This window comes from Acinetobacter brisouioides, assembly GCF_004331075.1.
Lineage (GTDB): Bacteria > Pseudomonadota > Gammaproteobacteria > Pseudomonadales > Moraxellaceae > Acinetobacter.
The window spans coordinates 284,949-311,771 of record NZ_SJNX01000001.1; the positions used below are offsets into that span (position 1 = coordinate 284,949).

Annotated in this window: 26 protein-coding genes and 1 tRNA gene; 20 read left to right on the forward strand and 7 right to left on the reverse strand. The window is 39.5% G+C overall.

Annotated elements, in window-relative coordinates:
• Positions 1-150: 150 nt before the first annotated feature.
• Positions 151-226: transfer RNA gene (locus tag E0H77_RS01340), tRNA-Arg, on the reverse strand.
• Between the two features lie 181 nt (positions 227-407).
• Between E0H77_RS01340 and E0H77_RS01345 the strand changes: the two genes are divergently transcribed.
• The 7 genes from E0H77_RS01345 (at position 408) to E0H77_RS01375 (ending at position 6,799) form a co-directional block, all read left to right on the forward strand.
• Positions 408-1,343: an ABC transporter ATP-binding protein gene (locus tag E0H77_RS01345; RefSeq protein WP_131374401.1), complete on the forward strand. Its 936-nt coding sequence runs from the start codon at positions 408-410 to the stop codon at positions 1,341-1,343.
• Complete coding sequence (locus E0H77_RS01350) at positions 1,340-2,113, forward strand: ABC transporter permease (protein WP_131374403.1); 774 nt, start codon at positions 1,340-1,342, stop codon at positions 2,111-2,113. Before E0H77_RS01345 ends, E0H77_RS01350 begins: the two co-directional genes overlap by 4 nt.
• The gene (gene queF / locus E0H77_RS01355) at positions 2,110-2,925 is read left to right on the forward strand and encodes an NADPH-dependent 7-cyano-7-deazaguanine reductase QueF (RefSeq protein ID WP_131374405.1); all 816 of its coding nucleotides are present in this window, start codon (positions 2,110-2,112) and stop codon (positions 2,923-2,925) included. The genes E0H77_RS01350 and queF overlap by 4 nt, the downstream gene beginning before the upstream one ends.
• Before the next feature lie 32 nt (positions 2,926-2,957).
• Positions 2,958-3,611 carry a hypothetical protein gene (locus tag E0H77_RS01360; RefSeq protein WP_131374407.1) on the forward strand — a complete coding sequence of 218 codons (654 nt, stop codon included), beginning with the start codon at positions 2,958-2,960 and terminating at the stop codon, positions 3,609-3,611.
• A 131-nt stretch (positions 3,612-3,742) separates the two neighbouring features.
• On the forward strand, positions 3,743-4,885 hold the full coding sequence (gene rodA, locus E0H77_RS01365) for a rod shape-determining protein RodA (protein WP_131374409.1): 1,143 nt from the start codon (positions 3,743-3,745) through the stop codon (positions 4,883-4,885).
• Between the two features lie 14 nt (positions 4,886-4,899).
• Positions 4,900-5,901 carry a lytic murein transglycosylase B gene (gene mltB / locus E0H77_RS01370; RefSeq protein ID WP_131374411.1) on the forward strand — a complete coding sequence of 334 codons (1,002 nt, stop codon included), beginning with the start codon at positions 4,900-4,902 and terminating at the stop codon, positions 5,899-5,901.
• A gap of 289 nt (positions 5,902-6,190) precedes the next feature.
• The gene (locus tag E0H77_RS01375; RefSeq protein ID WP_131374413.1) at positions 6,191-6,799 is read left to right on the forward strand and encodes a septal ring lytic transglycosylase RlpA family protein; all 609 of its coding nucleotides are present in this window, start codon (positions 6,191-6,193) and stop codon (positions 6,797-6,799) included.
• A gap of 399 nt (positions 6,800-7,198) precedes the next feature.
• Here E0H77_RS01375 and tsf read toward each other — a convergent pair whose 3' ends face one another.
• The gene (tsf, locus tag E0H77_RS01380) at positions 7,199-8,074 is read right to left on the reverse strand and encodes a translation elongation factor Ts (protein WP_131313784.1); all 876 of its coding nucleotides are present in this window, start codon (positions 8,072-8,074) and stop codon (positions 7,199-7,201) included.
• Positions 8,075-8,218: 144 nt separating this feature from the next.
• Positions 8,219-8,971, reverse strand: coding sequence for a 30S ribosomal protein S2 (gene rpsB / locus E0H77_RS01385; RefSeq protein ID WP_131313785.1), 753 nt, complete (start codon positions 8,969-8,971; stop codon positions 8,219-8,221).
• A gap of 207 nt (positions 8,972-9,178) precedes the next feature.
• Between rpsB and map the strand changes: the two genes are divergently transcribed.
• Both map and E0H77_RS01395 read left to right on the forward strand, forming a co-directional pair.
• Positions 9,179-10,009: a type I methionyl aminopeptidase gene (map, locus tag E0H77_RS01390; protein WP_131374414.1), complete on the forward strand. Its 831-nt coding sequence runs from the start codon at positions 9,179-9,181 to the stop codon at positions 10,007-10,009.
• A gap of 255 nt (positions 10,010-10,264) precedes the next feature.
• Positions 10,265-10,570, forward strand: coding sequence for a hypothetical protein (locus E0H77_RS01395; protein ID WP_131374416.1), 306 nt, complete (start codon positions 10,265-10,267; stop codon positions 10,568-10,570).
• A gap of 205 nt (positions 10,571-10,775) precedes the next feature.
• Here the strand turns inward: E0H77_RS01395 and E0H77_RS01400 are convergent, their stop codons facing one another.
• On the reverse strand, positions 10,776-12,380 hold the full coding sequence (locus E0H77_RS01400; protein WP_131374417.1) for an isocitrate lyase: 1,605 nt from the start codon (positions 12,378-12,380) through the stop codon (positions 10,776-10,778).
• 521 nt (positions 12,381-12,901) lie between these two features.
• Here E0H77_RS01400 and E0H77_RS01405 point away from each other — a divergent pair.
• Both E0H77_RS01405 and paeA read left to right on the forward strand, forming a co-directional pair.
• On the forward strand, positions 12,902-13,891 hold the full coding sequence (locus E0H77_RS01405) for a LysR family transcriptional regulator (RefSeq protein ID WP_131313789.1): 990 nt from the start codon (positions 12,902-12,904) through the stop codon (positions 13,889-13,891).
• Between the two features lie 119 nt (positions 13,892-14,010).
• Complete coding sequence (gene paeA / locus E0H77_RS01410) at positions 14,011-15,336, forward strand: polyamine export protein PaeA (RefSeq protein ID WP_131313790.1); 1,326 nt, start codon at positions 14,011-14,013, stop codon at positions 15,334-15,336.
• Positions 15,337-15,368: 32 nt separating this feature from the next.
• Here the strand turns inward: paeA and E0H77_RS01415 are convergent, their stop codons facing one another.
• Positions 15,369-15,845, reverse strand: a complete 477-nt coding sequence (locus tag E0H77_RS01415; RefSeq protein WP_131374419.1) for a hypothetical protein — start codon at positions 15,843-15,845, stop codon at positions 15,369-15,371.
• A 339-nt stretch (positions 15,846-16,184) separates the two neighbouring features.
• Positions 16,185-17,714 (reverse strand): lysine--tRNA ligase, encoded by a 1,530-nt coding sequence (gene lysS / locus E0H77_RS01420; RefSeq protein WP_131374421.1) that lies wholly within the window; start codon positions 17,712-17,714, stop codon positions 16,185-16,187.
• A 262-nt stretch (positions 17,715-17,976) separates the two neighbouring features.
• Here lysS and E0H77_RS01425 point away from each other — a divergent pair, with 262 nt between their 5' ends.
• Complete coding sequence (locus E0H77_RS01425; RefSeq protein WP_165491472.1) at positions 17,977-18,489, forward strand: YqiA/YcfP family alpha/beta fold hydrolase; 513 nt, start codon at positions 17,977-17,979, stop codon at positions 18,487-18,489.
• Positions 18,490-18,538: 49 nt separating this feature from the next.
• On the opposite strand, the gene E0H77_RS01430 is transcribed toward E0H77_RS01425, so the two are convergent.
• Positions 18,539-19,090, reverse strand: a complete 552-nt coding sequence (locus E0H77_RS01430) for an adenine phosphoribosyltransferase (protein WP_131374425.1) — start codon at positions 19,088-19,090, stop codon at positions 18,539-18,541.
• Positions 19,091-19,491: 401 nt separating this feature from the next.
• Here E0H77_RS01430 and rubA point away from each other — a divergent pair, with 401 nt between their 5' ends.
• The 8 genes from rubA (at position 19,492) to E0H77_RS01470 (ending at position 26,809) form a co-directional block, all read left to right on the forward strand.
• Positions 19,492-19,656, forward strand: coding sequence for a rubredoxin RubA (gene rubA, locus E0H77_RS01435; protein WP_131313795.1), 165 nt, complete (start codon positions 19,492-19,494; stop codon positions 19,654-19,656).
• A gap of 63 nt (positions 19,657-19,719) precedes the next feature.
• Entirely contained in the window at positions 19,720-20,895 is a 1,176-nt protein-coding gene (locus E0H77_RS01440) for an NAD(P)/FAD-dependent oxidoreductase (protein WP_131374427.1), read from the forward strand.
• A gap of 22 nt (positions 20,896-20,917) precedes the next feature.
• Positions 20,918-21,856 carry an alpha/beta fold hydrolase gene (locus tag E0H77_RS01445; protein ID WP_131374429.1) on the forward strand — a complete coding sequence of 313 codons (939 nt, stop codon included), beginning with the start codon at positions 20,918-20,920 and terminating at the stop codon, positions 21,854-21,856.
• A gap of 15 nt (positions 21,857-21,871) precedes the next feature.
• The gene (oxyR, locus tag E0H77_RS01450; protein WP_131374431.1) at positions 21,872-22,774 is read left to right on the forward strand and encodes a LysR family transcriptional regulator OxyR; all 903 of its coding nucleotides are present in this window, start codon (positions 21,872-21,874) and stop codon (positions 22,772-22,774) included.
• Between the two features lie 242 nt (positions 22,775-23,016).
• Entirely contained in the window at positions 23,017-23,811 is a 795-nt protein-coding gene (locus E0H77_RS01455) for a ChbG/HpnK family deacetylase (RefSeq protein ID WP_131374813.1), read from the forward strand.
• Entirely contained in the window at positions 23,808-24,779 is a 972-nt protein-coding gene (locus E0H77_RS01460; protein WP_131374433.1) for a glycosyltransferase family 2 protein, read from the forward strand. The genes E0H77_RS01455 and E0H77_RS01460 overlap by 4 nt, the downstream gene beginning before the upstream one ends.
• Entirely contained in the window at positions 24,779-25,162 is a 384-nt protein-coding gene (locus tag E0H77_RS01465) for a GtrA family protein (RefSeq protein ID WP_131374435.1), read from the forward strand. The genes E0H77_RS01460 and E0H77_RS01465 overlap by 1 nt, the downstream gene beginning before the upstream one ends.
• Before the next feature lie 9 nt (positions 25,163-25,171).
• Positions 25,172-26,809: a glycosyltransferase family 39 protein gene (locus E0H77_RS01470; protein WP_131374437.1), complete on the forward strand. Its 1,638-nt coding sequence runs from the start codon at positions 25,172-25,174 to the stop codon at positions 26,807-26,809.
• Positions 26,810-26,823: the final 14 nt, after the last annotated feature.

Below are 26,823 nucleotides of genomic sequence, written 5' to 3' on the forward strand. Positions count from 1 at the left end.
TTTACTGATTTATTACACAATTTATGAAAAATTTATTATCAAAAAATGGTTTTTATGAAAAATAAATGCAAATACTGTGTTCAGATAGAAAATAATCAGCGTAAAAACAAGAAAAGGAAATAAAAAAGTAGAAAGAGATAAACAAGAAGATGGTGCGCTCAGCGGGACTCGAACCCACGCCACAGGCTTCGGAGACCTGTACTCTATCCAGTTGAGCTATGAGCGCTTTTAAGTCGCCCATCATAACAAAAAAAATCATAAGGTAAAGCAAAGAATGGTCGTCTGGTTTATTTACTGCTTATCCTTTAAACAGTTTTATCTATGCAACGAAGAATTGCATTTAGATTACTTGGTTTATCCAACTAGATCGCTCACAATATACTCGTCTATTAATATGTGAGAAATTCATGACTGATGCATTAATGCTGAAAGAGTTATCGAAAACCTATAAAAATGGCTTCCAGGCCTTAAAAGGCATCAATTTAGTTGTCCCTGAGGGCGAATTTTATGCGCTGCTCGGACCAAATGGTGCAGGAAAGTCGACAACTATTAGCATTATTAGCTCGCTAACCCGTAAAACATCGGGACAAGTCGAAATTTTCGGACATAACCTCGATACGGATGCCTCTAAAGCCAAGCAGTGTCTAGGTGTCGTTCCACAAGAATTTAACTTCGGTCAATTCGAGAAAACCTTTGATATTTTAGTCACTCAGGCAGGTTATTACGGTATTCCCAAGAAAATCGCCGAAGAACGTGCTGAGCTTTATTTAGAAAAACTCGGGCTTTGGGAAAAACGAAATTTGCAAGGCCGCATGCTGTCTGGTGGTATGAAACGCCGTTTAATGATCGCCCGCGCCATGATGCATGAACCCAAACTCCTGATTTTAGATGAACCAACCGCAGGGGTCGATATTGAACTGCGCCGTTCAATGTGGGATTTTCTCACTGAAATGAATGAACAAGGCACATCCATTATTCTGACCACACATTATTTAGAAGAAGCTGAAATGCTGTGTCGTCGCATTGCGATTATTGATCATGGTGTCATTAAAGAAGATACCAGCATGAAAGCGTTCTTAAGCCAGCTCAATGAAGAAACCTTCATTTTTGATCTGGCAGCGCCAATTGAACCGATTAAACTCGACTTTATTGGCATCCGCTTCCATCTAGTTGATAGTCTGACTTTAGAAGTCACGATGGACAAATCACATGCTTTAAATGAAATTTTTCAGTTATTTGAAAATTTGGGCGTTCAGGTACGCAGCATGCGTAACAAAACGAACCGCCTTGAAGAGTTATTTGTCAAAATGGTCGAGAAAAACTTACAGGAGGCATCTGAATGAACTTCACTCAACTGCAAGTTGCCTTATGGACACTGGTTCGTAAAGAAATTCGCCGCTTTATGCGCATTTGGGCGCAAACCCTACTTCCACCTGCCATTACCATGAGTCTGTATTTTGTGATTTTTGGTAATTTGGTCGGCTCTCGTATCGGACACATGGGTGGTTTCACCTACATGCAGTTTATTGTGCCTGGCCTAATCATGATGGCAGTGATTACCAACAGCTATGCCAATGTCTGCTCAAGCTTCTTTAGTGCCAAATTCCAAAAAAGTATTGAAGAGTTAATCATGAGCCCTGTACCACTTTATTTAGTCCTATGGGGTTATGTAATTGGTGGTGTGTGCCGTGGCGTTTTGGTGGGCTTAATTGTCACTGTGGTCAGCCTGTTTTTTACAGACTTACACATTCATAACTTATTTATTACGATTTACACCGTTGTGGTGACCAGCTTGCTGTTTTCGATCGCAGGCTTCATTAATGCAATTTATGCCCGTTCATTTGATGATATTTCGATTGTTCCAACCTTTGTGCTGACTCCACTGACTTATTTAGGTGGTGTATTCTATGCGATTAGCGCATTAAGCCCATTTTGGCAAACGCTTTCATTGATTAACCCCATTGTCTATATGGTCAATGCTTTCCGTTATGGCATTTTGGGGCATAGTGATGTCAGTGTCAGTATTTCGCTTGCAGCAATTAGTGGATTCTGTCTAGCTTTTTATGCAATTGCCTATTATTTATTAGCCCGCGGTTCAGGAATTCGTGAATGAGTGTAGAAAAATCTTTATTGGGTAAAGACACCCTTTACCCAACCACATATCAACCTGAGATTTTATTTCCAATTTCTCGAAGTCTCTCTCGCGAGAGCTATGCAAATGTCGCAGGCATTCAGCAAGGCTGCGACTGGTGGCATGTATTTGAACTGTCTTGGCTAAATGCACAAGACATTCCTCAAGTTGCAATTGGACGATTACGCCTGCCTGCGACATCACCAAACTTAATTGAATCAAAATCGCTGAAGTTGTATTTTAACAGTCTCAACTTTATGCGTTTTTCATCGAAAGAACAGCTCATTACAACGGTACAGCAAGACTTGTCAAAAGCGGCTGAAGCACCTGTGCAACTCACATTGATTGATGCAAATCACTTGGCAGTGTCACAACCTGAAGGTCAATGTTTGGATCAGCTTGTACCTGAGCGTTTATCTGGACAACCTGATGCCAGTTTATTGGAACATACAGGTTCTGGCCTAATGATTGAAGAACAGTATTATTCCAATTTGCTGCGCAGCAACTGCCCTGTGACAGGTCAACCTGACTGGGGCACTATTTTTATTCGTTATCGCGGTGAACAAATCTGTCCAAAGAGTTTACTTGCGTATATTCTTTCTTATCGCCAACACAATGGTTTTCATGAACAATGTGTCGAGCAAATTTATGCTGATATCTGGAAAACACTCAAACCAGGACAACTCATGGTCTACGCTGCCTATACTCGTCGTGGTGGACTAGATATCAACCCGTGCCGTGTTTCTACTGAAGCATGGTTACCACAAGCACCAGTCCGTCTTGCTAGACAATAGATAGACAGTTATTTGAGTTTCGAGGTTTAACCATGGCTTTTTTTGGTTTTATTCCATCTGAAAGTTTATTGAACAAAATTCAAACGGCAATTGCACAAAAAGATTCTAAAGAGCCGCTATATCCGTTGCGTGATGAAATTGCCTTACAGGTCAATGATGAAATTATTGATGCGATTGTTACAAATCTAATTCACCATTTCCCTGAAACAGATAAACGTGAAACAACTGAAAAACTGGCACATTTTGTCAAATCCAGTGTGCACTTTTTATTGTCAAAACAGTTGCTTAACAAAGCACCAAATGATGTTGTTCGTCAATCTATTGCTTTTTCAGAGCAGAGCTTGTTTAAAGACCCGCAAGGACAATGGCGTTTAGGTGAAGCACTTGATGATAGCTTGGTGACCACACTAAAGCATCAGTTTGCACAAATTCAGGCAGGTGAAAAAATTAATTTGCATGCATTCGCAGAAAGCTACAAAATGTTTGCCGAAGCGACTGTACGACATTATATGCATGACTTTAATCACACCCTCGATTTAGGCATGATTAAACGCAAAGCCTCAGATTTGGGCTGTGCTGCTGTCATTAAAGCTGTTCATATTGCAATTGATAAAATTATCCCACATTTAAATAAACATGAGCTCAAAGCACTCGCTGAATATCATAATGGTTTATTTTTCCACTAAGCTGACTGTTCAGCTATCGAAAACCTAGCTTAGGCTAGGTTTTTTTATTGCTAAATGTGCAAAGAGATTGCCTAAAAAGGCCAATATGTTAGCATTCGCACTTGCTGCTTATTACTCGTTTTTAATCCATTATGGCACCAAGTCCACAGTACAAATTTTTACGTCAAGCACCCCGTGATGGCTTAAGTACAGCCATGCAGCCTTCACGCTGGCAAAGGTTACATATCGACCCTTGGCTATGCTCATTTCTAATTCTTAATGCCCTGCTTGGACTCACTGTTTTATATAGTGCTTCTGCCCAAGATATCGGTATGGTTAGCAAGCAAGCATTGAGTTTTGGTTTAGGTTTTCTGGTAATGCTCGGCATAGCACAGATTCCACCCAAAGTGTTTCAATCTTTTTCCCCCTATTTTTACTTATTTGGTGTGCTTTGCTTGGCTGCGGTGAAGGTCGTCGGTGAAGTGCGTATGGGTGCCCAGCGCTGGATTGATATTCCAGGAATTGGCAGTGTGCAGCCAAGTGAATTTATGAAACTGGGTATGCCGATGATGGCTGCATGGTTTCTGACTCGTCAAGCATTACCTCCTAATATTAAAACGGTCATTATCACCTTAGTATTGATTGTCATTCCTTTTGTACTGATTGCTGAACAGCCCGACTTAGGTACCTCACTCTTAGTTCTAGGTAGTGGTGTTTTTGTTTTATTCCTCAGTGGTTTATCCTGGAAAATTATTGCTGCCGCATTTGTAGGAGCTGGGATATTTATTCCTGTTGCGTGGGAGTTCTTATTGCATGACTACCAACGTCAACGGGTACTGACCTTGCTCAACCCAGAAGCTGATGCGCTCGGCACAGGCTGGAACATTATTCAGTCGAAAACTGCGATTGGTTCGGGTGGTTTTTCGGGTAAAGGTTTTCTGCAAGGCACGCAATCACATTTGCACTTTTTACCTGAAGGTCATACCGACTTTATTATTGCCGCATATTCAGAAGAATTTGGCTTAATTGGCGTGATCATTTTGGTTTTATTGTATTTTGCGATTATCTGCCGCACATTCCAAATTGGGATGCAGTGCTTCCACAATTATGGTCGCTTACTTGCAGGTGCTTACGGATTGTCGTTTTTTATATATGTCTTTGTAAATGCAGGCATGGTCAGTGGTATTTTACCTGTAGTGGGCGTGCCTTTACCATTTATGAGTTATGGCGGCACCGCAATTATTACTTTAATGACAGCTTTTGGCATTGTCATGTCGATTCATACTCATCGTTAACTCGGATTCACATTATGTGGCAACAAAAATTACATAAAATTTGTCAGTTTCTTGCAATTGCAACTACAGCAGTATTTTCTACTTCATTTTGTCAGGCAAATGATTTTATTAACAATACCAATTATGAAAACTTCAAACTTAAAACCATGCAGCAATACGGTTTAAGTGCCGAACAAATCGATCGTGCCATGTTAGGTGCACAAAATCGCCCGAATATCTTAAAAATCATGGAGAGTCCTGGCGAGAGCAAACCATGGTATGCCTACCGCGAAATGTTCATGACTGAAGGCACTATTCAACGTGGGGTACGCTTTCGCGATCAATATTCAGATGTTCTCAACCGCGCTGAACAACAATTTGGTGTACCAAAAACCGTTATTTTGGGAATTTTGGGCGTGGAAACAGGTTTTGGCAATAACAAAGGTACAATCATCACACGTGACGCTTTAGCTACCCTTGCCTTTGGTTATCCACGTCGTGCCGATTACTTTACGAATGAACTAGGTTCCCTGATTGCATGGACATATAAAGAAGGCTATTCAATTACCAGCATTACAGGCTCATATGCAGGTGCAATTGGCTATCCGCAATTTATGCCAAGTAACATTGGTAAGTATGGCGTCGATTACGATGGTAACGGGCATATTGACCTACGTAACTCGCCTTCTGATGCCATTGGCTCAATCGCCAATTATCTTGCTCAGCAAGGTTGGCAACGTGACCAGCCGATTGGTTTTCAAGCACGCTATACAGGCAGCACACCAGATGTAGTGATTGCCAAAGATTTAACTCACCCTACCCCTTACGGTGCATTAAAACAACAAAATATCGCGCCATTGAATCCGCTCATAAAAATTGATGATTTAGAGCTCGTTAATGTCATTCAATTGCAAGATTATAATGCTGCAATCTACTATATTACCTATCCCAATTTTCAGGTCATTACGACCTATAACAAAAGCCGAATGTATGCAACAGCGGTGTGGCAATTGGGTACAGAAATCATGAATAGATAGCAACAAAATATTGCAAATTAAAATAGTCAAGTATTTTTTTGATAAAAATGCCTTAAATTTGGCTAATATTAATCAAATGTTACAATTCTGTTTATTTTTTAACCGCATAATGTAGCATTTCCACTGTTTTTGTAATTTTTCGCCACCCAACACTAGACACCTTACTGGTCACATGAATATTATCCCTAGCGTCGAATACAGTTGAACACATCAAGTTTTAGGCAGGTTGTATTGATTTTCAAGTAATTACTTGAAGATAACAATGCCTTAACTTAAGGAGATAATATTTATGCGCTTTCCAGTGAAATCACTGCTCGCTATTACATTTTGCGTATCGCTGACGCAAACGCATGCTGACATGGTACAGTCATCGTCTTTAAATAATGACAATGACAGCTCTAGCCTCGCAGCCCGCGTCATCAATAAAGATTCTACAAAAGCAATTTATCACCCTAACTTAAACGGTCTTTCAATTACTGAACGTTCTGGCGATAAAATCCGCCGCCAAACTCTGGCAGCAAAAGTTGAAGTACCAGAAGATGAACCTTCTGTGATTGATCGTTTAAACAATGTTGCTTCAAACACCGTACGTAAATTCACTCAAACAGGTATTGCCTCTTGGTATGGTCGCCAATTCCATGGTCGTAAAACTGCCAATGGTGATACTTTCGATATGAATGCAATGACTGCTGCTCACCGCAGCCTACCACTGAACTGCTATATCCGTGTGACCAACAAAGATAATGGTCGTAGTGTTGTGGTTAAAGTTAACGATCGTGGCCCTTTCCACGGCAACCGAGTTCTTGATTTATCTTATGCTGCAGCAAAACAAATTGGTGTTACAAATTCTGGTACAGCACGAGTTAGCATTGAGCGTGTAGACGGTCCAAATTCTTAAAAAATATCTCCTCACTGTTTTTGACATTCAAAGCCACAATCATGTGGCTTTTTTTATCGGCAAAATCGGGCTATTTTGCAGCTATCGGACTATTTATGTCCAACCCCTCACTTACTTATCTCTTATTTCGCCTTATTTTGCGTTTTTTACAGCAAAAAGCTTCTATTGCCTACAATCCTAGCTTAATTTTTTAAATCATCGAAATATGCGATTTTAAGCGCAAATAAATAGCATTGATTTTTTATGCCTTTTAATTGTATTTTTTTGATTGGTTTTTCCATATTTGAATTTCTGAAATTTATATCACATCACCTAGAAATTATGCTTTAACACGCATTTTTATTGCTTAATGCAGGCATAAAAAAAAGCCCCAAAAGGGGCTTTTTTGCGGCGCTAAAATTATTTAGCAGCAGCTTGAGCAGCAGCAACTTCTTCAGCGAAAGAAAGTTCAGCTTTTTTCTCAATACCTTCACCCACTTCAAAGCGAGTGAATTGAGCAATAACAGTACCAGTCGCTTTCAAGACTTCAGCAACTTTTTTGTCGTTGTCGATAACATACATTTGACGCTCAAGTACAACTTCGTTCAAGTATTTTTCAACTGAACCAGTTACCATTTTCTCAACGATGTTTGCTGGTTTGCCAGATTCGATTGCTTTTGCTTCAGCAATTTCTTTCTCTTTAGCAACAAGCTCAGCAGGAACAGCTTCAGCAGTTACTGCAACTGGGTTGAACGCAGCAACGTGCATTGCAACGCCTTTACCAGTTTCAGCTTCACCAGTGTAAGATACAACAACACCGATTTTTAAACCGTGTCTGTAAACTGCAAGGTTTTCACCTTCAACAATTGCAGCACGACGAACCTGAATATTTTCGCCAATTTTTTGAACAAGTGCAATACGTGCTTCTTCAACAGTTGCGCCATCTTCAAGTTTAAGTTCTGCAATTTTCGCAGCATCAGTTTCGCCAGCAGCAAGAGCAGCAACAGCAACACTTTTAGAGAAGTTTGCAAAGTTTTCATCTTTAGCAACAAAGTCAGTTTGACAGTTTACTTCTAAAAGAATTGCTTTATTGCCTTCTTGAGCAATTGTGATCGCACCATCAGCTGCAATGTTACCTGCTTTTTTAGCAGCTTTTGCTTGACCAGATTTACGTAGGTTATCAATCGCTAACTCGATATCACCATCCGCTTCAGTCAAAGCTTTTTTACATTCCATCATCGCAAGACCAGTACGGTCACGTAATTCTTTAACCATGCTTGCAGTAATTGCAGTCATGTTAATCTCCTAAATAAGGTAGAAAATAATAAATCTTTTTTTAACAAAAACGGCCCAAAGTGTTCTCTGGACCGTTTTGCTTTCTTGACGCTTAATTTGCCACGATTACATGTCGCAAAAATGACAAGCCTGCGTCAAAACGCATTAAGCCTCTGGAGCTTCTTTAGCAGCTTCTTCAACTTTAGCTTGAGCATTTGCTTGTGATTGAGCGTACTCTTTACCAGCAATGATCGCATCAGCCATAGAAGCCGCGTAAAGTGTAACCGCACGAATTGCATCGTCATTACCAGGAATAACGTAATCTACGTTGTCTGGGTTAGAGTTTGTATCAACGATACCAATTACAGGAATACCAAGATTTTTAGCTTCTTTAATCGCGATTGATTCGTGGTCAACGTCAATTACGAATAATGCGTCAGGTAAACCACCCATGTTTTTAACGCCGCCTAAAGCACGTTCAAGTTTTTCCATCTCGCGAGTACGCTCTAAAGCTTCACGTTTAGTAAGCTTAAGGAAAGTACCGTCTTGAGATTGAGTTTGAAGGTCTTTCAAACGGTTAATTGATTGACGAAGAGTTTTCCAGTTCGTCAACATACCACCTAACCAACGGTGATCAACATACGGCTGACCAGCACGTTGCGCTTGTTCACGGATGATGTTAGATGCAGCACGTTTAGTACCAACGAACAATACTTTGTTCTTTTTGCTAGCAAGATTGTTAACAAAGTTCAACGCATCATTTAACGCAGGAACTGTATGCTCAAGGTTGATGATATGAATTTTGTTACGCGCACCAAAGATGTATTGACGCATCTTTGGATTCCAGAAACGAGTTTGGTGACCAAAGTGCGCGCCAGCTTGTAGAAGGTCGCGCATGCTTACGTTGTAATCTGCCATTTTCTTTACCTTAAAGTTTGGGTTAAGCCTCCATATATCCGCATTCTCCACCTCGAAAGGCACCCAGAGAAATGTGTCGATATATGTGCGGATTTTGTTGCCCCATCCAACAAAGCCCGTGAAATTTATTCACGAAAAAGCATTTGATAAAATGGGCGGCTATTTATACCATAGTCACACATAAATTTCCAAAAGTTTTTAGAGATCATGAACAGTACTTACGAAGCTCCACGCCGCCTGATTAAAACACCTGACGAAATTGAAAAAATGCGTGTGGCGGGACGACTGGCGGCTGAAGTTTTGGATATGATCAAACCGCATATCCAACCTGGAGTAAGCACTCTAGAATTAGATACGATTTGTCATGATTATATTGTAAATGTTCAAAATGCGATTCCAGCATGTTTAGGATACGGCGCAGCACCTGGTCGTCCCGCTTTCCAACACACCATCTGTACTTCTGTGAATCATGTGGTGTGTCACGGTATTCCATCAACAGATAAAATTCTAAAGAAAGGCGATATTCTCAATATTGACGTGACTGTCATTAAAGATGGTTATCATGGCGACACCAATATGATGTATATCGTGGGTGGTGAAACATCTATTTTAGCCAACCGTTTATGTCATGTTGCACAAGAAGCGATGTATCGCGGTATTGAAGCAGTAAAACCTGGTGCCTATATTGGTGATGTTGGCGCGGCAATTCAAAAATATGTTGAATCTGAACGTTTTAGTGTTGTACGTGAATATTGTGGACATGGCATTGGTACAGTATTTCATGACGAACCACAAGTATTGCACTACGGTACAAAAAATACAGGCATGCGCTTAGAAGCTGGTATGACATTTACAATTGAGCCTATGGTGAATGCAGGTGTTTGGCAAACCAAAACTTTAGGTGACAAATGGACTGTCGTCACTAAAGATCATAAATTATCTGCTCAATATGAACATACAATTTTGGTCACACCAACAGGTGTAGAAATTTTAACTGCCCGCCCTGAAGAAAATTTATCGCGTTTTAACCAAGCGTAATTTTAAAATGAGCACAAAAGATGTCGATTCTCTTGTGCTCTTTATCTAAATAAAATCCGATAATATCAAATTTTATAAAAACAGGAACAAAGTCTCGTTTTTAAAATAAATTTATTACTTATTAACAGTATTATGTTTTAAATTACTTTTTGTTACTTTATTTAAACAAAAAACAGGTGATTTAAGAAATATGTCATATAATTACGTTATCTAGATATGCTTAGAATATTGCAGCCTTAAAATAACCCCTTCATCATGAAACTTTTATTAATACCGCTAATTTCTTTGTGCCTATCTGCCTGTTTATTTACCAACACCAATGAAGTCAAGCGCTCCGAGCTCCTGCTCTCGCATTTCAGTTGTCATAATTATGCAAACAGTATTAGTCCAATTAATAGCTTTCATGAACAGACATTAACCACAACCAAACAGAAAGCGACCGATTATATTCAGCATTATAAAGATGGTGACAAGCTATTTAATATTCCTTTAGATGATGTCATCAATCAGCAATACAAATTATATAAAGAAGCATGTCAATCTATCGGTGGCGTCTTATAAAACACCAATAAACTGAAATTAATTAATTCAGTTTTTAGAATATAAGACCTCTTGCATTATTGTGTACATTCTCTTTGCATTTCTCCCATAAGCTCAGGGATAAATCAAACGAGTTTATGAAAAGCTTAATATAAAATCAAAATCCTCAAATGATTCAAACCAAAATAAAAAACCCTGCATTTGCAGGGTTTTTTATTGTCAGCACTTAGTGAGCTGAGAATTGGTTCATTGTGTTTTTAGAATCATCACCAGCTTTAAGCGCGTTTTCACCAGCGAAGATTTCTTTATGGTCATCACCGATGTCCGAACCAGCCATTGCTTGGTGTTTTACACAAGCGATAGTGCCACGGATTTCTTTACGTTGTACGCCAGCAACATAAGCTAACATACCTTCGCTACCGAAGTAACCTTGCGCTAATTCATGAGTAGAAAGAGCAGCAGTGTGGTAAGTCGGAAGTGTGATCAAGTGATGGAACACACCTGCTTCACGAGAAGCATCAGCTTGGAACGTACGGATTTTCGCATCAGCATCAGCAGCTAATTCAGTTGCATCGTACTCAGCGCTCATTAATTTAGCACGGTCGTAAGCAGATACATCTTTACCTTCAGCAACCCAACGGTCATAAGACTGTTGACGGAAGTTTAAAGTCCAGTTGAATGATGGGCTATTGTTATAAACAAGCTTCGCATTTGGAACCACTTCTTTCACACGGTTCACCATGTGAGCGATTTCATCAACGTTTGGAGTTGCAGTTTCGATCCAAAGTAAGTCTGCACCGTTTTGCAAGCTAGTAATACAGTCAAGTACTACACGATCAATTTGAGTCCCTTCACGGAACTGATACAAACCAGAAGCTAAACGTTTAGGACGGTGTAATTTACCATCACGTTTGATCAGGATTTCATCATCAGTTGCTTCAGAAATATCAATTTCAGTTGTATCTAAGTAGCTGATGTACTGAGAAGCAATATCACCTGGCTCTTTAACCACTGGGATTTTTTGAGTCAAGTCAGCGCCTTCAGAGTCAGTACGCGCAACGATAATACCTTCATCAACACCCATTTCTAAGAATGCATAACGAAGTGCGTGGATCTTAGAGATAAAGTCTTCGTGTGGAACAGTTACTTTACCAGCTTGGTGACCACATTGTTTCGCATCAGATACTTGGTTTTCAATTTGAAGCGCACAAGCACCAGCTTCGATCATTTTCTTAGCAAGCAAGTAAGTTGCTTCTTCGTTACCGAAACCAGCATCGATGTCAGCAATAATTGGCACAACGTGAGTTTGGAAGCCATCAATTTGAGCAGTAATTTCTGCAACTTTAGCAGCATCACCAGCTTCTTTTGCTTTGTTCAAAGCACGGAACAAATCATTTAATTCTTTCGCGTCAGCTTGACGTAAGAAAGTGTAGATTTCTTCAATAAGCGCTGGAACTGAAGTTTTTTCGTGCATAGATTGGTCAGGAAGTGGACCAAACTCTGAGCGAAGTGCTGCAACCATCCAACCAGAAAGGTAGATATAACGTTTGCTAGTTGTACCGAAGTATTTTTTGTTAGCAATCATTTTTTGTTGTGCAATAAAACCATGCCAGCAACCTAATGATTGAGTGTATTTGCTAGAATCGGCATCGTATTCAGCCATATCACGACGCATAATTGCAGCTGTATATTTAGCAATATCCAAACCTGTTTTGAAACGGTTTTGCAGTTGCATGCGTGCTGCATCTTCTGGGCTGATATCTGCCCAAGTATTACCGAATTTTGCCTTCAATTCACGAATTGCATCAATCGCTGTTTGGTATGTAGTCATGATTGGTTCCTTTTAATTTTAGGATTTTCATAACGCATCATGATCAAATTCCGTCTTACTGGATTGTTTGGTTTTTGATCATTTCCGCCTGATGAACACAGATTAGAACGTAAAAAAAATTAAATCCAATATCCTTGACTGATCCCCACTATTTATTAAAAAAATACATAGATCAAAGTCGTATTATAATCGTAATGATTATTATCAAGTTATTGAAATAAAAAGAGTTAATAAAAAACACTTTTTATAAAAAATGATGATTTTTTAATCTTTTTAATCATTCGACTAAAGTATGGTAGCTTTGATAGATAGATTCAACCTGTATTTAAAAGCTTTTTGTTGCTGTTTTTTTCAGTAAAAATATCTTTATATGCCTTATTAAGAAGATTAAAAATAAAACTAAACTAAATCCTTTCACAATCATAAAGATTCAGCGTTTTTTTGGATATTTTCACACAAAAGCTTTTGCTTATGGCATAATTTACAACTAATTTCATACGGTTATATTCGGTATTTGTTCTATGAATTTGGAGCGGGTTGACCTTAATCTATTAATCTATCTTGACGTACTCTTACGTGAGAAAAATGTAACTCGTGCTGCTGAGCAACTTGGTGTTACCCAGCCCGCTATGAGTAATATTTTACGCAGATTAAGAACTCTATTTAATGATCCGTTGCTCATTCGCTCATCTGAAGGTATGACCCCCACAGAGCGCGCTTTGGAGCTGCAACCTCGTATTCGAGATGTGCTTTCTGATCTTTCCATGATTTTAGAGCCACGTACTGAATTTCGACCATATACGAGCAATCGCGTCTTTCGTATTATGACGTCTGACTATGCTGAAGCGACTTTAGTCCCCCGTTTAGTCAAAGCCTTACGTTCTGAAGCACCCAATGTCGTTCTTGACTTTCTTACTCCAAGCGATGTGTCTTACCGCGATATGGAACAAGGCAAGGTCGATCTGGCAATTAATCGCTTCAACGAAATCCCTCAAAGCTTCCATCAAGTCTTGGTTTGGCGCGATAGCTTTTCTTGTTTAGTCAATCCCAAACACCCGAATGCCAACAACCTCAACTTAAAAAACTATCTTGATGCACATCATATTTGGGTTTCTAAGACAGGTATGGGCATTGGTTTTGGTGTTAACCCTGACAAACAGGCAGGTTTGGGCTGGATTGATCAGGCTTTAGAACGTATTGGTCAAAAACGTAAAATTTCCGTCTTTACCCGTCATTATCAAATGCCTGCTTTGCTCGCTAAAAATGTTGACTTAATTGCAACACTACCAAGCCGCATTGCACGTTTACAAGCAAAAAGCCAGGAACTGGTGATTAAAGACCCTCCATTTTATATTCCAGAAATTGAATTAAAAATGGCATGGTGTCCTTTATTGCATCATCACCCTGCTCATCGCTGGTTACGCCAACTGATTCTTTATGTTGCTCGCCAAATGATTGAAGAAGAAAATCGTGAATTTCTTATGAACAATTCACAATTTTCACAGTATTAATCGCTGTTTATCATCTTATTCAACGATTTATTATGATCAGGTGATATTCCAGTATCACCTCTTCTATTTTTGTGTTAAAAAATATTTGATAATGAATAATCTATAATGACAGGTGCAATGTGAGTCTGTTTCAGAACATCATCATCATCATCCTATTAATTGCTGGTGCAGGTTTCCTTGCTCTAACCGAAATTGCTCTCGCGGCCGCACGTAAAGTTAAACTGAAAATTTTGGCTGAAGCTGGTGATGAACGCGCACAACAAGTTTTGGATTTACAAGAAAATTCCGCCGATTTTTTTGCCGCTTCTCAAATCGGTTTAAATGCCGTTGCAATTTTAGGTGGTATTTTAGGTGAAGGCGCTTTTCGTCCCTATTTCGTTAATCTGGTAACCCATTTTTATACAGGGCAATGGGCAGAAACCATTAGTTTCGCTCTATCCTTTACATTAGTTACTTCACTATTTATTTTATTTGCCGATCTTATGCCAAAACGCCTGGCAATGATTGCACCCGAAAAAATCTCGATTGCTCTAATTAATCCGATTCAGGTGTTTATTAAAGTCTGCAAACCATTGGCATGGGTGATTAATGCGATTGCCAATTTGTTGTTTCGCCTCTTTAAGGTCAACACCACGCGCGAAGACAACATTACTTTTGATGATATTTCTGCCGTAATGGATGCAGGCGCACAAGCAGGTGTCTTGCAAAAACAGGAACATCACTTTATTGAAAATGTTTTTGAGCTTGAAGAGCGTAATGTACATTCGAGCATGACAACTCGTGAAAATGTTGTGTTCTTTACCTTAAATGAGTCAGAAAACAGTATTCGACAAAAACTGGCAAAATATCCATTTTCCAAGTTTTTAGTCTGTAATGAAACCATTGATCAAGTGATTGGTTATGTCGATGCCAAGGATATTCTGGTTCGAATCCTCAACAATCAATCCATCAACCAGCTCAATGAATCTACCATCCGTACTGTTCCTACTCTCCCCGATTCGTTGACCCTCTCAGAAGTACTAGACCGTTTTCGTGCCAGCAAAGAGAAATTTGCAGTGGTGATTAACGAATATGCATTTGTGGTTGGGGTCATTACCCTGTCAGACATCATGATTACGGTTATGGGAGACTGGGTTACCACCATTGAGGAAGAGCAGCAAATTATTAAGCGCGATAATAATTCGTGGTTAATTGATGGTGGCACTCCGATTGAAGATATGAAACATGCGCTGGGTATCGATGACATGCCTGACGAAGAACATTATGAAACACTCGCAGGTTTTATGATGTATCAGCTCCGAAAAATTCCTCGACCTGCTGACAGCGTGGAATTTGGAGGCTATAAGTTCGAAGTTGTCGATGTTGACCACTTCAAGATTGACCAGCTTTTAGTGACTCGAATTATAGAAAAATCTGAATCACTGATCGAATCCGAAGAATCTTAAAAGAAAAACCGCCTCATTGTAGGCGGTTTTTTTCAGGCATGCAGTGCAATTAGAGCATCCAAAACCATCTCATAATGTAGCTGAATATCTTCTAGCAAAATTGTATAGGTATTATCAAATTGAACCATTGGGAAACCCTCTTTCCAAAATGGAAAAACGTTGTCCAAATCATGAGTTACAATCGCATCTTCATATACAATACTTTGTGCAATCCAAGATAAAATTTGTGCCGTTTCAGCTCCATCTATCGCTGTATAATCAATATCATGCTGTTTGAATACACGCACGCGGTCTTTTTTATAGCGTACTTTTTTTGCTTGCCCAGAATTCAAATCAAATGCCAACATCACCGCTTGTAATAGGTGATCTTCAAATGCCTGATTTAATTCAAGCAGAGCCTGTTTGTAACTTTCCTGACGTTGTGCTTTATTGCTACGCTGTAAGACTTGATTGGCTGATTTTGCCAAATCGACCTGTTTCAAGGAGATCAGTTGTTGCTGAAGGCTCATTTTATCTTTCCAAAAAATAAGCCATAAATTATACGTCGCATCGGGCTGACAAGCATCATGTATTTTTAAATTCTCGTTCCTTTTCTACTATAAACAAGCACGTACCTGTAAAAAATCCACCAATCTACAATCAAAAGCCAATTTGATTCTATTAATCCAAACCCATGAAATTAAATAAAAATCATTTAAAATTCCATGTACGCTAGCAAAATATTTTTATACATAACATCATGTCGCTACTAAAGAAAAATCCTGTCTGTTTATTCAAAAAACATGCTGAGCATCCATAAAAAATCCCCCTGATATGCAGGAGGATTTTGACGAGCGAATTAGCTAAAATTAAGCATCTTTACGGCGCATGTGCGGGAACAACAATACATCACGGATACTTGCAGCATTGGCGAATAGCATCACCAAACGGTCAATACCAATCCCTTCACCTGCTGTTGGTGGCAAACCATATTCTAATGCTTCAATGAAGTCAGCATCGTAATGCATTGCTTCATCATCACCTGCATCTTTTTCAGCCACCTGCGCTTGGAAACGCTCAGCTTGGTCAATCGGGTCATTTAACTCGCTAAAGCCATTTGCCAGCTCACGACCACCAATAAAGAACTCAAAACGGTCAGTAATATGTGGGTTATGGTCATTACGGCGTGCCAACGGAGAAGTTTCCGCAGGATATTCAGTAATGAAAGTCGGTTGACGCAATTGTGTTTCGACAGTTTCTTCAAACACGATGGTTTGCAATTTACCCAAACCAAAACCTGGTTTCACTTGTTCTTTCAACTCTTCACGCACAAAGTTTGCCAAGAATTCACGATCATTGACATTGTCTGGTGTAAATGTTGGATTGTGCTCAAGAATCGCATCAAACATTGAGATTTTCTTGAATGGGCCTTTGAAGCTATAAACTTCATCACCATACGGCACATCAGTTGAACCTAAAATATCAACTGCTAGTTTTTCTAGCATATTTTCAGTTAACTGCATCAAATCTTTATAATCTGCATACGCCTGATAGAATTCAATCATGGTGAATTCTGGGTTATGGCGAGTAGATACCCCTTCGTTACGGAAGTTACGGTTAATCTCAAATACACGCTCAAAACCACCCACAACAAGGCGTTTCAAATACAGCTCAGGCGCAACACGCAAATATAAATCCATATCCAACGCATTGTGATGAGTAACAAATGGACGAGCTGAAGCGCCACCTGGAATCACATGCATCATTGGTGTTTCAACTTCCATGAAACGCTGAGCTGCCAAGAAATTACGAATACCCGCCACAACTTGCGCACGAATCTCAAACGTTTTACGTGTTTCGTCATTGACGATCAGGTCAAGATAACGCTTACGATATTTCGCTTCAGTATCACTTAAACCATGAAATTTATCTGGAAGTGGGCGTAAAGATTTGGTTAATAGTTCAAATTCTTCCAAGTGAACATACAAATCGCCTTTACCCGAACGGCCAATGTAACCACTTGCCGCAACAATATCACCCAAATCCAAAGATTTAATGGTACTTAAAGTGTCTGCTGGCAAACCTTTACGGTCTACATAAAGCTGAATACGACCAGTCATGTCCTGCAATACAATGAATGAACCACGGTTCAACATCACACGACCTGCAACTTTCACATAAACGTGTTCACCCGCTTCAATCGCAGCTTTATCTAAATCTTTAAACTGCTCTTGTAAGTCGCCTGCATAATGCTCACGCTTAAAGGTATTTGGCCAAGGGCTTGTACCCGCCTCTTTAGCACTTTCCTTGATTTGCTTTAACTTGGCATGACGCTGTGCAATTAAATCGTTTTCGGAAATAATGGGTTCAGAAGTCGATTGAGCGTTGTGTTGCGTCATCTCTGCCTCGAAAAAGTAGTTGAAAAATGAAGTCCCATAGCATAGCAGAATTCACGCTTTTTTCGAAAGAATTCTTAAAAATCAGTTCAAAAAATCAGCCCAGTTATGCAACTTTAGTCTAAAACAAAATCTTTTTAGACCTTTCGCTAGCTCACAGAACTCCTCAAGCAACGTAAAATATGGCAGAAACCGCGAACATTTTAAGACCAAATGCATGTTTCTAGCTGACTTTTCTACATTATCCTGTGATGAAACCAACTCGATGAAGATGAATAATGCCAAAATTCTATTCCTGCACGGATTAGATTCATCTAAGGAATCCAATAAATTCCATGCAATTCAAGCAAAACAAAAATTTTGTATAGACGTAGATTATCGTAATTTAAGTTTTCAAACGGTTGAAATGCTCTATCGAAACATTATTGAAAAAATTAAACCTGATTTGTTGGTTGGACATGGCGTGGGAGGATATTGGGCACTGAGAATGTCTTATCAGTTTCATCTACCAGCAATTGTGGCTAACCCAAGTCTTGCACCAAAATTTCGCGATGATTACCCTGCGCTTGAAGAAAAAGATCTCGACCATGACATTCCACAGCTCGCCTATTTAGAACTGGGCGATGAAATGCTAGATATGTACCAAACACAGCAAATTCTAGAGCGTTTCATGATCGTACACACCTATGCAGGTGGTTATCATCGCCTTGAATGCCCAGAAAATATCAATATGCTCATTCAACAGTTTGAGCAAAGTTTTTACTTACCCCACAAATAAAAAATGCCGATCTCAAATCGGCATTTCTTGACATTTAAAGTCTGACTTCCTAAGCAACCGCTTCTTCTTGTTGCTCAGGTTTTTCACTTTCACGCACCACAGACCAAACATCCAGACCTATTTCTTTATGTTCGCTGTCCAAATCCAATAAAATGGTTGCACCCAAAACATTGAGCTGACATTTTTTTGCCAAAGTCTGCACTGCTTTTAATGTGCCACCTGTTGCCAGAATATCATCAACCAAAATCACATTTTGGTTCGGCTGAACATCGGCAGACATTTCAAGTTTATCTAAACCGTATTCTAGGCTATAGCCCACACCCACAACTGGCGGCGGTAATTTTCCTGCCTTACGCACTAAAATTAAACCTTTGTTTAAACGTTGCGCCAAGAAACTTGCCAACACGAAACCACGAGCTTCTACAGCAACAAAGCTGTCCACAGCTTCAATTTTGTCTGCTGGGATACTTGCAACCAAAGCATCAGACAATGCAGCAATTTGATTCACCAACAACGGTGTCAAATCATAAAAACAAATCCCAGTTTTTGGGAAATCTGGAATGGTACGAATATGAGACCAAAAAGTTTGAGCGAAGTTCATGGCAGGAGAATTTTAAGCTATCTATTTGAGCTAATTTTAACCAATTAAATCCAAAAAAACTATTATTTTTTATCCAATAAACTTTTTTAAGCAATAAACACAAAATAAGTTATTGATTTATATTTAAATTTATTTTTATATAAATAAAATCCCGATAATATTTTATGTATTTTTATTTTTTTTGCATTACAACCTTAGTCTATAACCTAAAAATAGACGTTTCATCCTGTTGTATCACCCATTTTTTAAAATGCAATCTTCCAAGAATTTCTTTACTTTACAGTATAACAAGGTAAAAATTTCAGGATAAGAACCTGTAAACTATAATGATCAGGCTTCCCCTTATAACAGTACCGCTGACAGGCATTTTTTGGTTACCCATCAGCATTTTGGAGATACTCATGAAAAAATATCAATGCATCGTTTGTGGATGGATTTACGACGAGGCAACAGGCTGGCCAGACGATGGCATCGCTCCTGGAACAAAGTGGGAAGATGTACCCAATGACTGGACTTGCCCAGACTGTGGAGTATCCAAAGCAGATTTTGAAATGATCGAAGTATAAAGCCGCTCAAGACCATGTTTGAACATGGTCTTTTTACTTAAGAAAAACATTTTGGAGAATATTATGCAGCCTATTGTCATTGTGGGTTCGGGTATGGCGGGTTATACCCTTGCACGTGAATACCGAAAATTAAACAAAGAACAAGAACTGATCATGATCTGTGCTGATGATGCAGCAAGTTATGCCAAGCCAACATTGTCAAATGCCTTGGCAGGCAATAAACAGCCCGCTCAAATCGCACTTGCAGATGCAACCAAAATGGCTGAGCAACTGAACATGCGTATTGAAACCCATGCTTGGGTGAATCATATTGATGCTGAACAGCATCAATTAAGCTATGTACAAAATCAGCAGACGGTTGAACTCAATTACAGCAAATTGATTTTAGCTGTGGGGGCAAATCCAATTCGTTTAGCAATTGCTGGCGATGGTAGTGATGATATTCATGTGGTGAATTCCCTCACCGATTACCGCACATTTCGCGAGCAACTTGACCAAAAACAAGATAAACGGATTGCCATTTTAGGTGCTGGGCTGATTGGCTGTGAATTTGCCAATGATTTACAGCATGCAGGCTATCAAACGACTGTCATTGATTTGGCGCCACAACCGCTTGGTCGCCTATTGCCACAATATGTTGCTGAAGAATTCCAAAAGAAATTACATGAGAGTGGTATTAAGTTTATTCTTGGTACAACCGTTGAGAAAATCAGCAAAGTTAAGCAACATTACGTCGTCACACTAGAAAATGGTCATAGCCTTGCAGCAGATCTCGTGTTGTGTGCGGTGGGCTTACAACCCAATATTGATATTGCCAAGCATGCCAAGATTGAAACCAGTCGCGGAATTCTGACCAATAGTCTAATGGAAACCAATCAGCCCGATATTTATGCTGTCGGTGACTGTGCCGAAGTGAACGGACTTTTATTGCCATATGTTATGCCAATTATGCAACAAGCACGTGCCTTGGCAAAAACTTTGGTGGGTCAGCATACTCATGTTCACTACCCTGCTATGCCAGTTGCAGTTAAAACGCCTGCCGCACCACTCACTGTATTGCCAGTCCCGCACAATGTCGACGTGAACTGGGAAACTGAACATTTTGAAGATGGCATGTTATCTAAAGCTGTCGATAGTGAAGGAACCATTCGTGGCTTTGTACTGCTTGGTGCAACCGCAGCCAAACAGCGTTTAGCGTTGACCAAACTGGTACCTGATTTAATTCCACCACAAGCATAATCAGACTTTATGGATGCTCACAATGAATCAGAATATTGTGTTTAGCCCATCACCATATAGTAAATATATGCGTGAAGCGCAAGTTGATCTCGGCAATTGCATACAATTGCACATTGAAATGGGTGGCAACCCCGAGCATCCATGTATTTTGCTGATTATGGGTTTAGGTGGACAACTGATTCTTTGGCCAGATTTTTTTTGCAAATCACTGATTGATCAAGGTTTCTGTGTCATTCGCTTTGATAACCGAGATATTGGTTTATCTAGCAAAATTACCACAGAGCCGCAAAACTCCCATCATTTACTCAGCATGATGGCACGTTTTAGTGTCGGACTTAAAAATCATGGTGCGCCATATACTTTGGAAGACATGGCCGATGATGTTGGTTTATTACTTGATAAACTGGAGATTACTCAATGCCACCTGATTGGAGCTTCGATGGGTGGCATGATTGCCCAGATTGTGGCAGCCAAATATCCAGAAAAAATTAGCAAGCTAGGGTTACTGTTTACCAGTAACAATCAACCACTTTTACCTGCGCCAGGGATCAGACAGCTTAAAATGATGATCAGTAAGCGCCCAACGCAAGAAGATGAAATCATTCGGCAGAATGTACAGCTTTACAAGATTATTGGGTCACCAAATTATATTAATGTCGAAGAAATCCGACTATTTGCACGCAAATCTTATTTTCGCAGTTACTACCCAAATGGTGTATTGCATCAATTACTGGCAATATTATGCACAGGGTCATTACTCAAATGGGATCAACAAATTCAACAACCTACGTTAGTCATACATGGTGCAAGTGATCATTTGCTCCCCCCTAAACATGGTCGAACTGTTGCAAAAGCAATTAAATCAGCAAAATTTGAATTAATTGCTGGAATGGGGCATGATATTCCACCACATTTTATCCCTCAATTGAGTGGTTTATTCGCACATCACTTTAAACCTTAAAAGTATCAGGACACTATGGCTGCATTACCCTCTTTAAGACAGCTTTCTTATTTAGTAACACTGTCTGAAACATTGCATTTTACCGAGGCAGCACGTCGCTCTTTTGTAACCCAGTCGACTTTATCTGGCGGCATTATGGAGTTAGAACGTTTACTTGGTGGTGTTTTGGTTGAACGCGATCGCCAAAATGTACGTTTAACACCTTTAGGGGAACAAGTGGTTGCGCGGGCCCGTGTTTTACTTGCCGATGCTCAAGATCTCATGCGGCTTAGCCGAGAAATGAGTGAACCACTCACTGGTGATTTACATTTAGGGATTATTCCAACCATTGCTCCCTTTATTTTGACGCAGTTGCTTGATGAAGTGCATCATTATTTACCCAAAATCCAGTTACATCTGCATGAAGCACAAAGTGAAAAGATTGTTGAAAAACTGGAACATGGTAACTTAGACATGATTGTCTTGGCACTGCCATTTGATACACGCGGGCTAAAAGTTGCCGAGATTGCCAAAGAAAATCTGGTCTTGGTACATCATAAAGCAGATCAGCAATGTATCCGCGCAAGTAACCTTGATGATCTTGACCTCTCTCGTTTGATGTTGCTTGAGGAAGGTCATTGCTTACGCGATCATGTCTTGAGTGCTTGCCCAATTGGTGAACGTAAAAATGACCACCGATTAAAAGCCAGTTCCCTGCCAACTTTAGTTGAAATGGTATCGTCGAACCTAGGTTATACCTTATTGCCTGAAATTGCCTTGCAACGTCCGATGTTACAATGCCATGCGGATTTGCAAGTCAAACATATTGAGGCAGCACCAGTGCGTACCATCGCATTAGTTACCCGTAAAAGCACACCATTACACAATGAATTTAATGTTTTGGTTGATGTTTTAAAGAAAATCGTACTGTCTCAATAATTCATATTCCCCATTCTAAGGTTACATGACTTTAGAATGGGACTATACAGTTCGGATTTCCAATCTGTTTAGGTCATCTAAGTTCATCACTTAAATCACTTTTTTCGCTCTGTAGCAACATTACTCAACATTTTCTCTAGTTTACACTTAAGTTGTTCTTAAGGGATACTGAGCATATTAGACACATCTTTTATTTTGTAGATATTTGATATGATTTATAATAATGCAAGCGAGTGTCTAAAATGACACATGTCTGCTACTGCGCCGATGATTTTGCTTTACATCCAAGTATTTCTACAGCAATCATTGAGTTGATTGCACAACAGCGGCTGCACGCGACATCTTGCATGACCCAATCATCTGACTGGTCACAAGCGGCACAGCAATTAAAACCTTATGCTGCTCAAGCTGATTTAGGGTTACACCTCAATTTTACTCATGCTTTTGATGACCATACTATGGCTTTTCCTTTAAATACCCTGATGGTGAAGGCATGGTTACGGTTACTTGACCGCCAACAGATTCGCGATAGCATCGCCCAACAATGGAACGCTTTTATCGAAGCACTAGGGCAAGCACCTGACTTTATTGATGGACATCAACATGTTCATCAGTTTCCAGTGATTCGCGAAGTACTGATAGAGTTTTTAAAAGAACAGAATTTTAAAGGCTGGGTGAGAAATCTTCGACATACGCTTGTGGTTTCGCCATATCAGTTTAAAACATATATGCTCATGCAATTAGGTTCAGTAACTCTTAATCACTTATGTATGCAAAATAAAATTAAACAAAATCAATTTTTTGCTGGAATTTATGATTTTCAGCAGATTGATTATGCTCATCTGAACCAAAAATGGTTAAGCCAAGCGCAAGACAATCTTTTAATTATGTGTCATCCTGCCCAGTATTTAATAAAAAATACTGATCCAATTACAATAGCACGGCTACAAGAATATCAGTATTTAACATCTGAACAATTTGCAATTGACTGTCAGACTTATCAAATTACTCTCTCACGTATCGGAGTAAGCGCATGAGAACAAATCCAGTTCTATCTTGTGTGATTCCTGCTTATAACGAAGCGGGAAATTTACCCCAGTTTATTCCAGCTTTGGCTGCTAAATTGGACCAGCTAGACCTTGCTGGTTATGAAATCATTGTGATTGATGACGGTAGTAAAGATAATACCTTAGCTGTTTTGTATAGTCTGGTTGAGAATTATCCTCTACGTGTACTGGAACTCTCTCGTAATTTTGGTAAAGAAGCTGCACTCAGTGCAGGTTTAGATCATGTTACAGGAGATATTGCATTATTGATTGATGCCGATTTTCAGCACCCGATTGACGAAATTCCGACCATGCTCAATTTATGGCGTAATGGCTATGACATGGTGTATGGTATTCGCAGCCGTAATACCGAATCTTGGCTCAAACGCCTTTTCACCCATGCTTATTATAAATTAATGAGTTTTAGCACTTCAGTTGAAATCCCTGAAAATGCAGGGGATTTTCGTCTGATTGACGCCAAGGTAGTCACTGCCATCCAAAATCTACCTGAAAAAAACCGTTATATGAAAGGTTTGTATGCATGGGTAGGTTTTAAAAGTATTGGACTACAATTTTCTGAACAAGAACGTCAGCATGGTACATCGAGTTTCAACTTCAAGTCCTTGTTTAACCTTGCCATCTCTGGATTAACAGGCTTTTCAGATTTACCGCTAAGAGTCAGTACTTATCTGGGCGCATTGCTCGCATTTATGGCGATGGCATATGGTATCTGGATTATTCTTGAAACACTCATCGAAGGCAGTAGTGTTCCAGGTTGGGCAACGCTAGTTGCAGGCATGACATTACTCGGTGGAATCCAGTTGCTATTTATTGGTATTCTTGGGGAATATATCGGACGTATTTATACTGAAGTCAAAAACCGCCCTAAATATATTGTTGCAGCAGAGTACTCTAAAGCCAAAAATTCATCATCCACATCTGATAATAAGACCCCCTAATGCTTGCTCATGTTCTTACATTTGCTCGTTTTGGTATCATTGGTGTGCTTGCGGCATTAACGCATTACGCTATTGTGATCCTACTGTTCGAGCGAGGGCATATTGCTTTAGCATATGCCAATCTGATTGCTTTTTGTCTTGCTTTTTGGGTGAGCTACTTCGGGCATCGACATTTTACATTTCAAGCCCAAGAACTTTCACATCGGCAAACCTTACCTAAATTTTTTATTGTTGCAACTTTAGGTTTTGTGTTTAATGAAAGTTTATTGCTTATTTCACATCACTATCTAAATATTTCACTATCCATTTTGGTCATTATTGCAATTTTTCTCACTGCAATTTTCACCTTTTTACTGAACCGATTTTTTGCATTCCAGCATTGAGGCTATGTTATGCAACCTTTACTTAGATCATCTAAATTATTACTGATTCTGCTACCGATCTGGCTCTTCATCACTTCAATCATCCGACCAATGTCTATACCAGATGAAGGGCGTTATGGTGATATCAGTCGTGCCATGTTTGAAACTGGTGACTGGCTCACCCCACGTATCAACGGCTTTCCATTTATGCATAAACCTCCTCTCTTACACTGGCTCAGTTCAGGTTTGATGGAAATTTTTGGTGTGCATTTATGGGTATTACGTTTAGTTCCTGTACTCGCTGGCACTCTGATGCTGGTCAGTTTATTTTTCTTTGTCCGCAAATATATCAATGAACGTGTTGCCCAACTCAGTGCATTGGTTTTAGCAACCAGCCTACTGTTTTTTGGCAGCAGTCAGTATGTTAACCACGATTTACTGGTTGCAACGTGGATGACACTGACCGTTTTCTGTTTTGCCGATTTTACTTTGTCTGGGAAAAAATCAATTTTATTTCTAGGCTATGTTGCCTGTGCTTGCGGCTTTTTGAGTAAAGGGCTGATTGGTGTACTGGTTCCAGGTATGGTGATTTTGCCGTGGGTAATTTATTGTAAAGAATGGAGAAAAATCCCATATTTACTTAACCCACTGGGTATTTTGCTCTTTATTTGCCTAGTCGGCCCATGGCTGTATTTTGCTCAACACCATTATCCAAATTTTTTAAACTATTTCTTTATTGACCAACAATTTAGCCGCTTTAGCTCATCAGGATTCAACAATAAACAACCTTGGTTTTTTTATCTGGTTATCTTATTGATCAGTTTCTTACCTTGGTTACTCGTGACAGGCTTTAAAGGTGCGAAACAACATATTCGTACTGTCGTTCCATCGCCAATTCTTGCTTTACTGCTCTGGTGGTTCGTTTCTGTCACAATCTTTTTTTCAATTCCGCCATCAAAATTAGCAGGTTATATTTTACCTGTCGTTGCCCCACTGACGATTCTCATCACAGCATGGGTTCAGCAGAACCTAACCCTACCTAAAAATAAATTACAGATTTTTGGTGTTTCAATTTTTGTATCCTTAATGGGACTCACTATATTGATTGCACCACATGTCATGAAAGGAAATCATGAATTTTACTTGCAACATATTGGCAGTATTTATTTACTCGGCACAATTTTAACAGCTAGCCCATGGGTGTTTCTGGCATGTTATAAAACCAAAAAGATCTCTTTTTTACAAGCGACGGTACTTAGTCTACTGGTGCTATGTTCAAGCGTTCCTTTTGCAGTTCGATTGTTCGATACGAAAACCAATTCTGACCAGTTACAATTTCAGCAATATTTACATGGCAAGACGCAGTTAGTGTTCTATCGCTACTACTTTTATGATGTGCCATTTTTACTGGATTGGAAATCACCTATATATTTGGTAAATAACTGGGATGCTGTTGGGGGAGATAATTCGGCTGTAGAAATTAAAGATGGCTTATTATTTGAACCCGAGTTAAAACGCAATTTATGGAACGATGCGACCTTTGAGCAGGCTTTAAAAAACAAACAGCCTTTGATTGTGATTAGTCGCCCAGGTGAGTTTAAATCGCCTGACCCTCAGGTTAAAGTATTGCATCAACGTAATTATGACGTGTTTATATTTAATCAATAATGAAAAAGAGGAAG

Excerpts from the sequence above, each read along its gene's own strand:
- E0H77_RS01345 (WP_131374401.1), top strand. The coding sequence starts at position 408 with ATGACTGATGCATTAATGCTGAAAGAGTTATCGAAAACCTATAAAAAT.
- E0H77_RS01350 (WP_131374403.1), top strand. The coding sequence starts at position 1,340 with ATGAACTTCACTCAACTGCAAGTTGCCTTATGGACACTGGTTCGTAAA.
- queF (WP_131374405.1), top strand. The coding sequence starts at position 2,110 with ATGAGTGTAGAAAAATCTTTATTGGGTAAAGACACCCTTTACCCAACC.
- E0H77_RS01360 (WP_131374407.1), top strand. The coding sequence starts at position 2,958 with ATGGCTTTTTTTGGTTTTATTCCATCTGAAAGTTTATTGAACAAAATT.
- rodA (WP_131374409.1), top strand. The coding sequence starts at position 3,743 with ATGGCACCAAGTCCACAGTACAAATTTTTACGTCAAGCACCCCGTGAT.
- mltB (WP_131374411.1), top strand. The coding sequence starts at position 4,900 with ATGTGGCAACAAAAATTACATAAAATTTGTCAGTTTCTTGCAATTGCA.
- E0H77_RS01375 (WP_131374413.1), top strand. The coding sequence starts at position 6,191 with ATGCGCTTTCCAGTGAAATCACTGCTCGCTATTACATTTTGCGTATCG.
- tsf (WP_131313784.1), bottom strand. The coding sequence starts at position 8,074 with ATGACTGCAATTACTGCAAGCATGGTTAAAGAATTACGTGACCGTACT.
- rpsB (WP_131313785.1), bottom strand. The coding sequence starts at position 8,971 with ATGGCAGATTACAACGTAAGCATGCGCGACCTTCTACAAGCTGGCGCG.
- map (WP_131374414.1), top strand. The coding sequence starts at position 9,179 with ATGAACAGTACTTACGAAGCTCCACGCCGCCTGATTAAAACACCTGAC.
- E0H77_RS01395 (WP_131374416.1), top strand. The coding sequence starts at position 10,265 with ATGAAACTTTTATTAATACCGCTAATTTCTTTGTGCCTATCTGCCTGT.
- E0H77_RS01400 (WP_131374417.1), bottom strand. The coding sequence starts at position 12,380 with ATGACTACATACCAAACAGCGATTGATGCAATTCGTGAATTGAAGGCA.
- E0H77_RS01405 (WP_131313789.1), top strand. The coding sequence starts at position 12,902 with ATGAATTTGGAGCGGGTTGACCTTAATCTATTAATCTATCTTGACGTA.
- E0H77_RS01415 (WP_131374419.1), bottom strand. The coding sequence starts at position 15,845 with ATGAGCCTTCAGCAACAACTGATCTCCTTGAAACAGGTCGATTTGGCA.
- lysS (WP_131374421.1), bottom strand. The coding sequence starts at position 17,714 with ATGACGCAACACAACGCTCAATCGACTTCTGAACCCATTATTTCCGAA.
- E0H77_RS01425 (WP_165491472.1), top strand. The coding sequence starts at position 17,977 with ATGAAGATGAATAATGCCAAAATTCTATTCCTGCACGGATTAGATTCA.
- E0H77_RS01430 (WP_131374425.1), bottom strand. The coding sequence starts at position 19,090 with ATGAACTTCGCTCAAACTTTTTGGTCTCATATTCGTACCATTCCAGAT.
- rubA (WP_131313795.1), top strand. The coding sequence starts at position 19,492 with ATGAAAAAATATCAATGCATCGTTTGTGGATGGATTTACGACGAGGCA.
- E0H77_RS01440 (WP_131374427.1), top strand. The coding sequence starts at position 19,720 with ATGCAGCCTATTGTCATTGTGGGTTCGGGTATGGCGGGTTATACCCTT.
- E0H77_RS01445 (WP_131374429.1), top strand. The coding sequence starts at position 20,918 with ATGAATCAGAATATTGTGTTTAGCCCATCACCATATAGTAAATATATG.
- oxyR (WP_131374431.1), top strand. The coding sequence starts at position 21,872 with ATGGCTGCATTACCCTCTTTAAGACAGCTTTCTTATTTAGTAACACTG.
- E0H77_RS01455 (WP_131374813.1), top strand. The coding sequence starts at position 23,017 with ATGACACATGTCTGCTACTGCGCCGATGATTTTGCTTTACATCCAAGT.
- E0H77_RS01460 (WP_131374433.1), top strand. The coding sequence starts at position 23,808 with ATGAGAACAAATCCAGTTCTATCTTGTGTGATTCCTGCTTATAACGAA.
- E0H77_RS01465 (WP_131374435.1), top strand. The coding sequence starts at position 24,779 with ATGCTTGCTCATGTTCTTACATTTGCTCGTTTTGGTATCATTGGTGTG.
- E0H77_RS01470 (WP_131374437.1), top strand. The coding sequence starts at position 25,172 with ATGCAACCTTTACTTAGATCATCTAAATTATTACTGATTCTGCTACCG.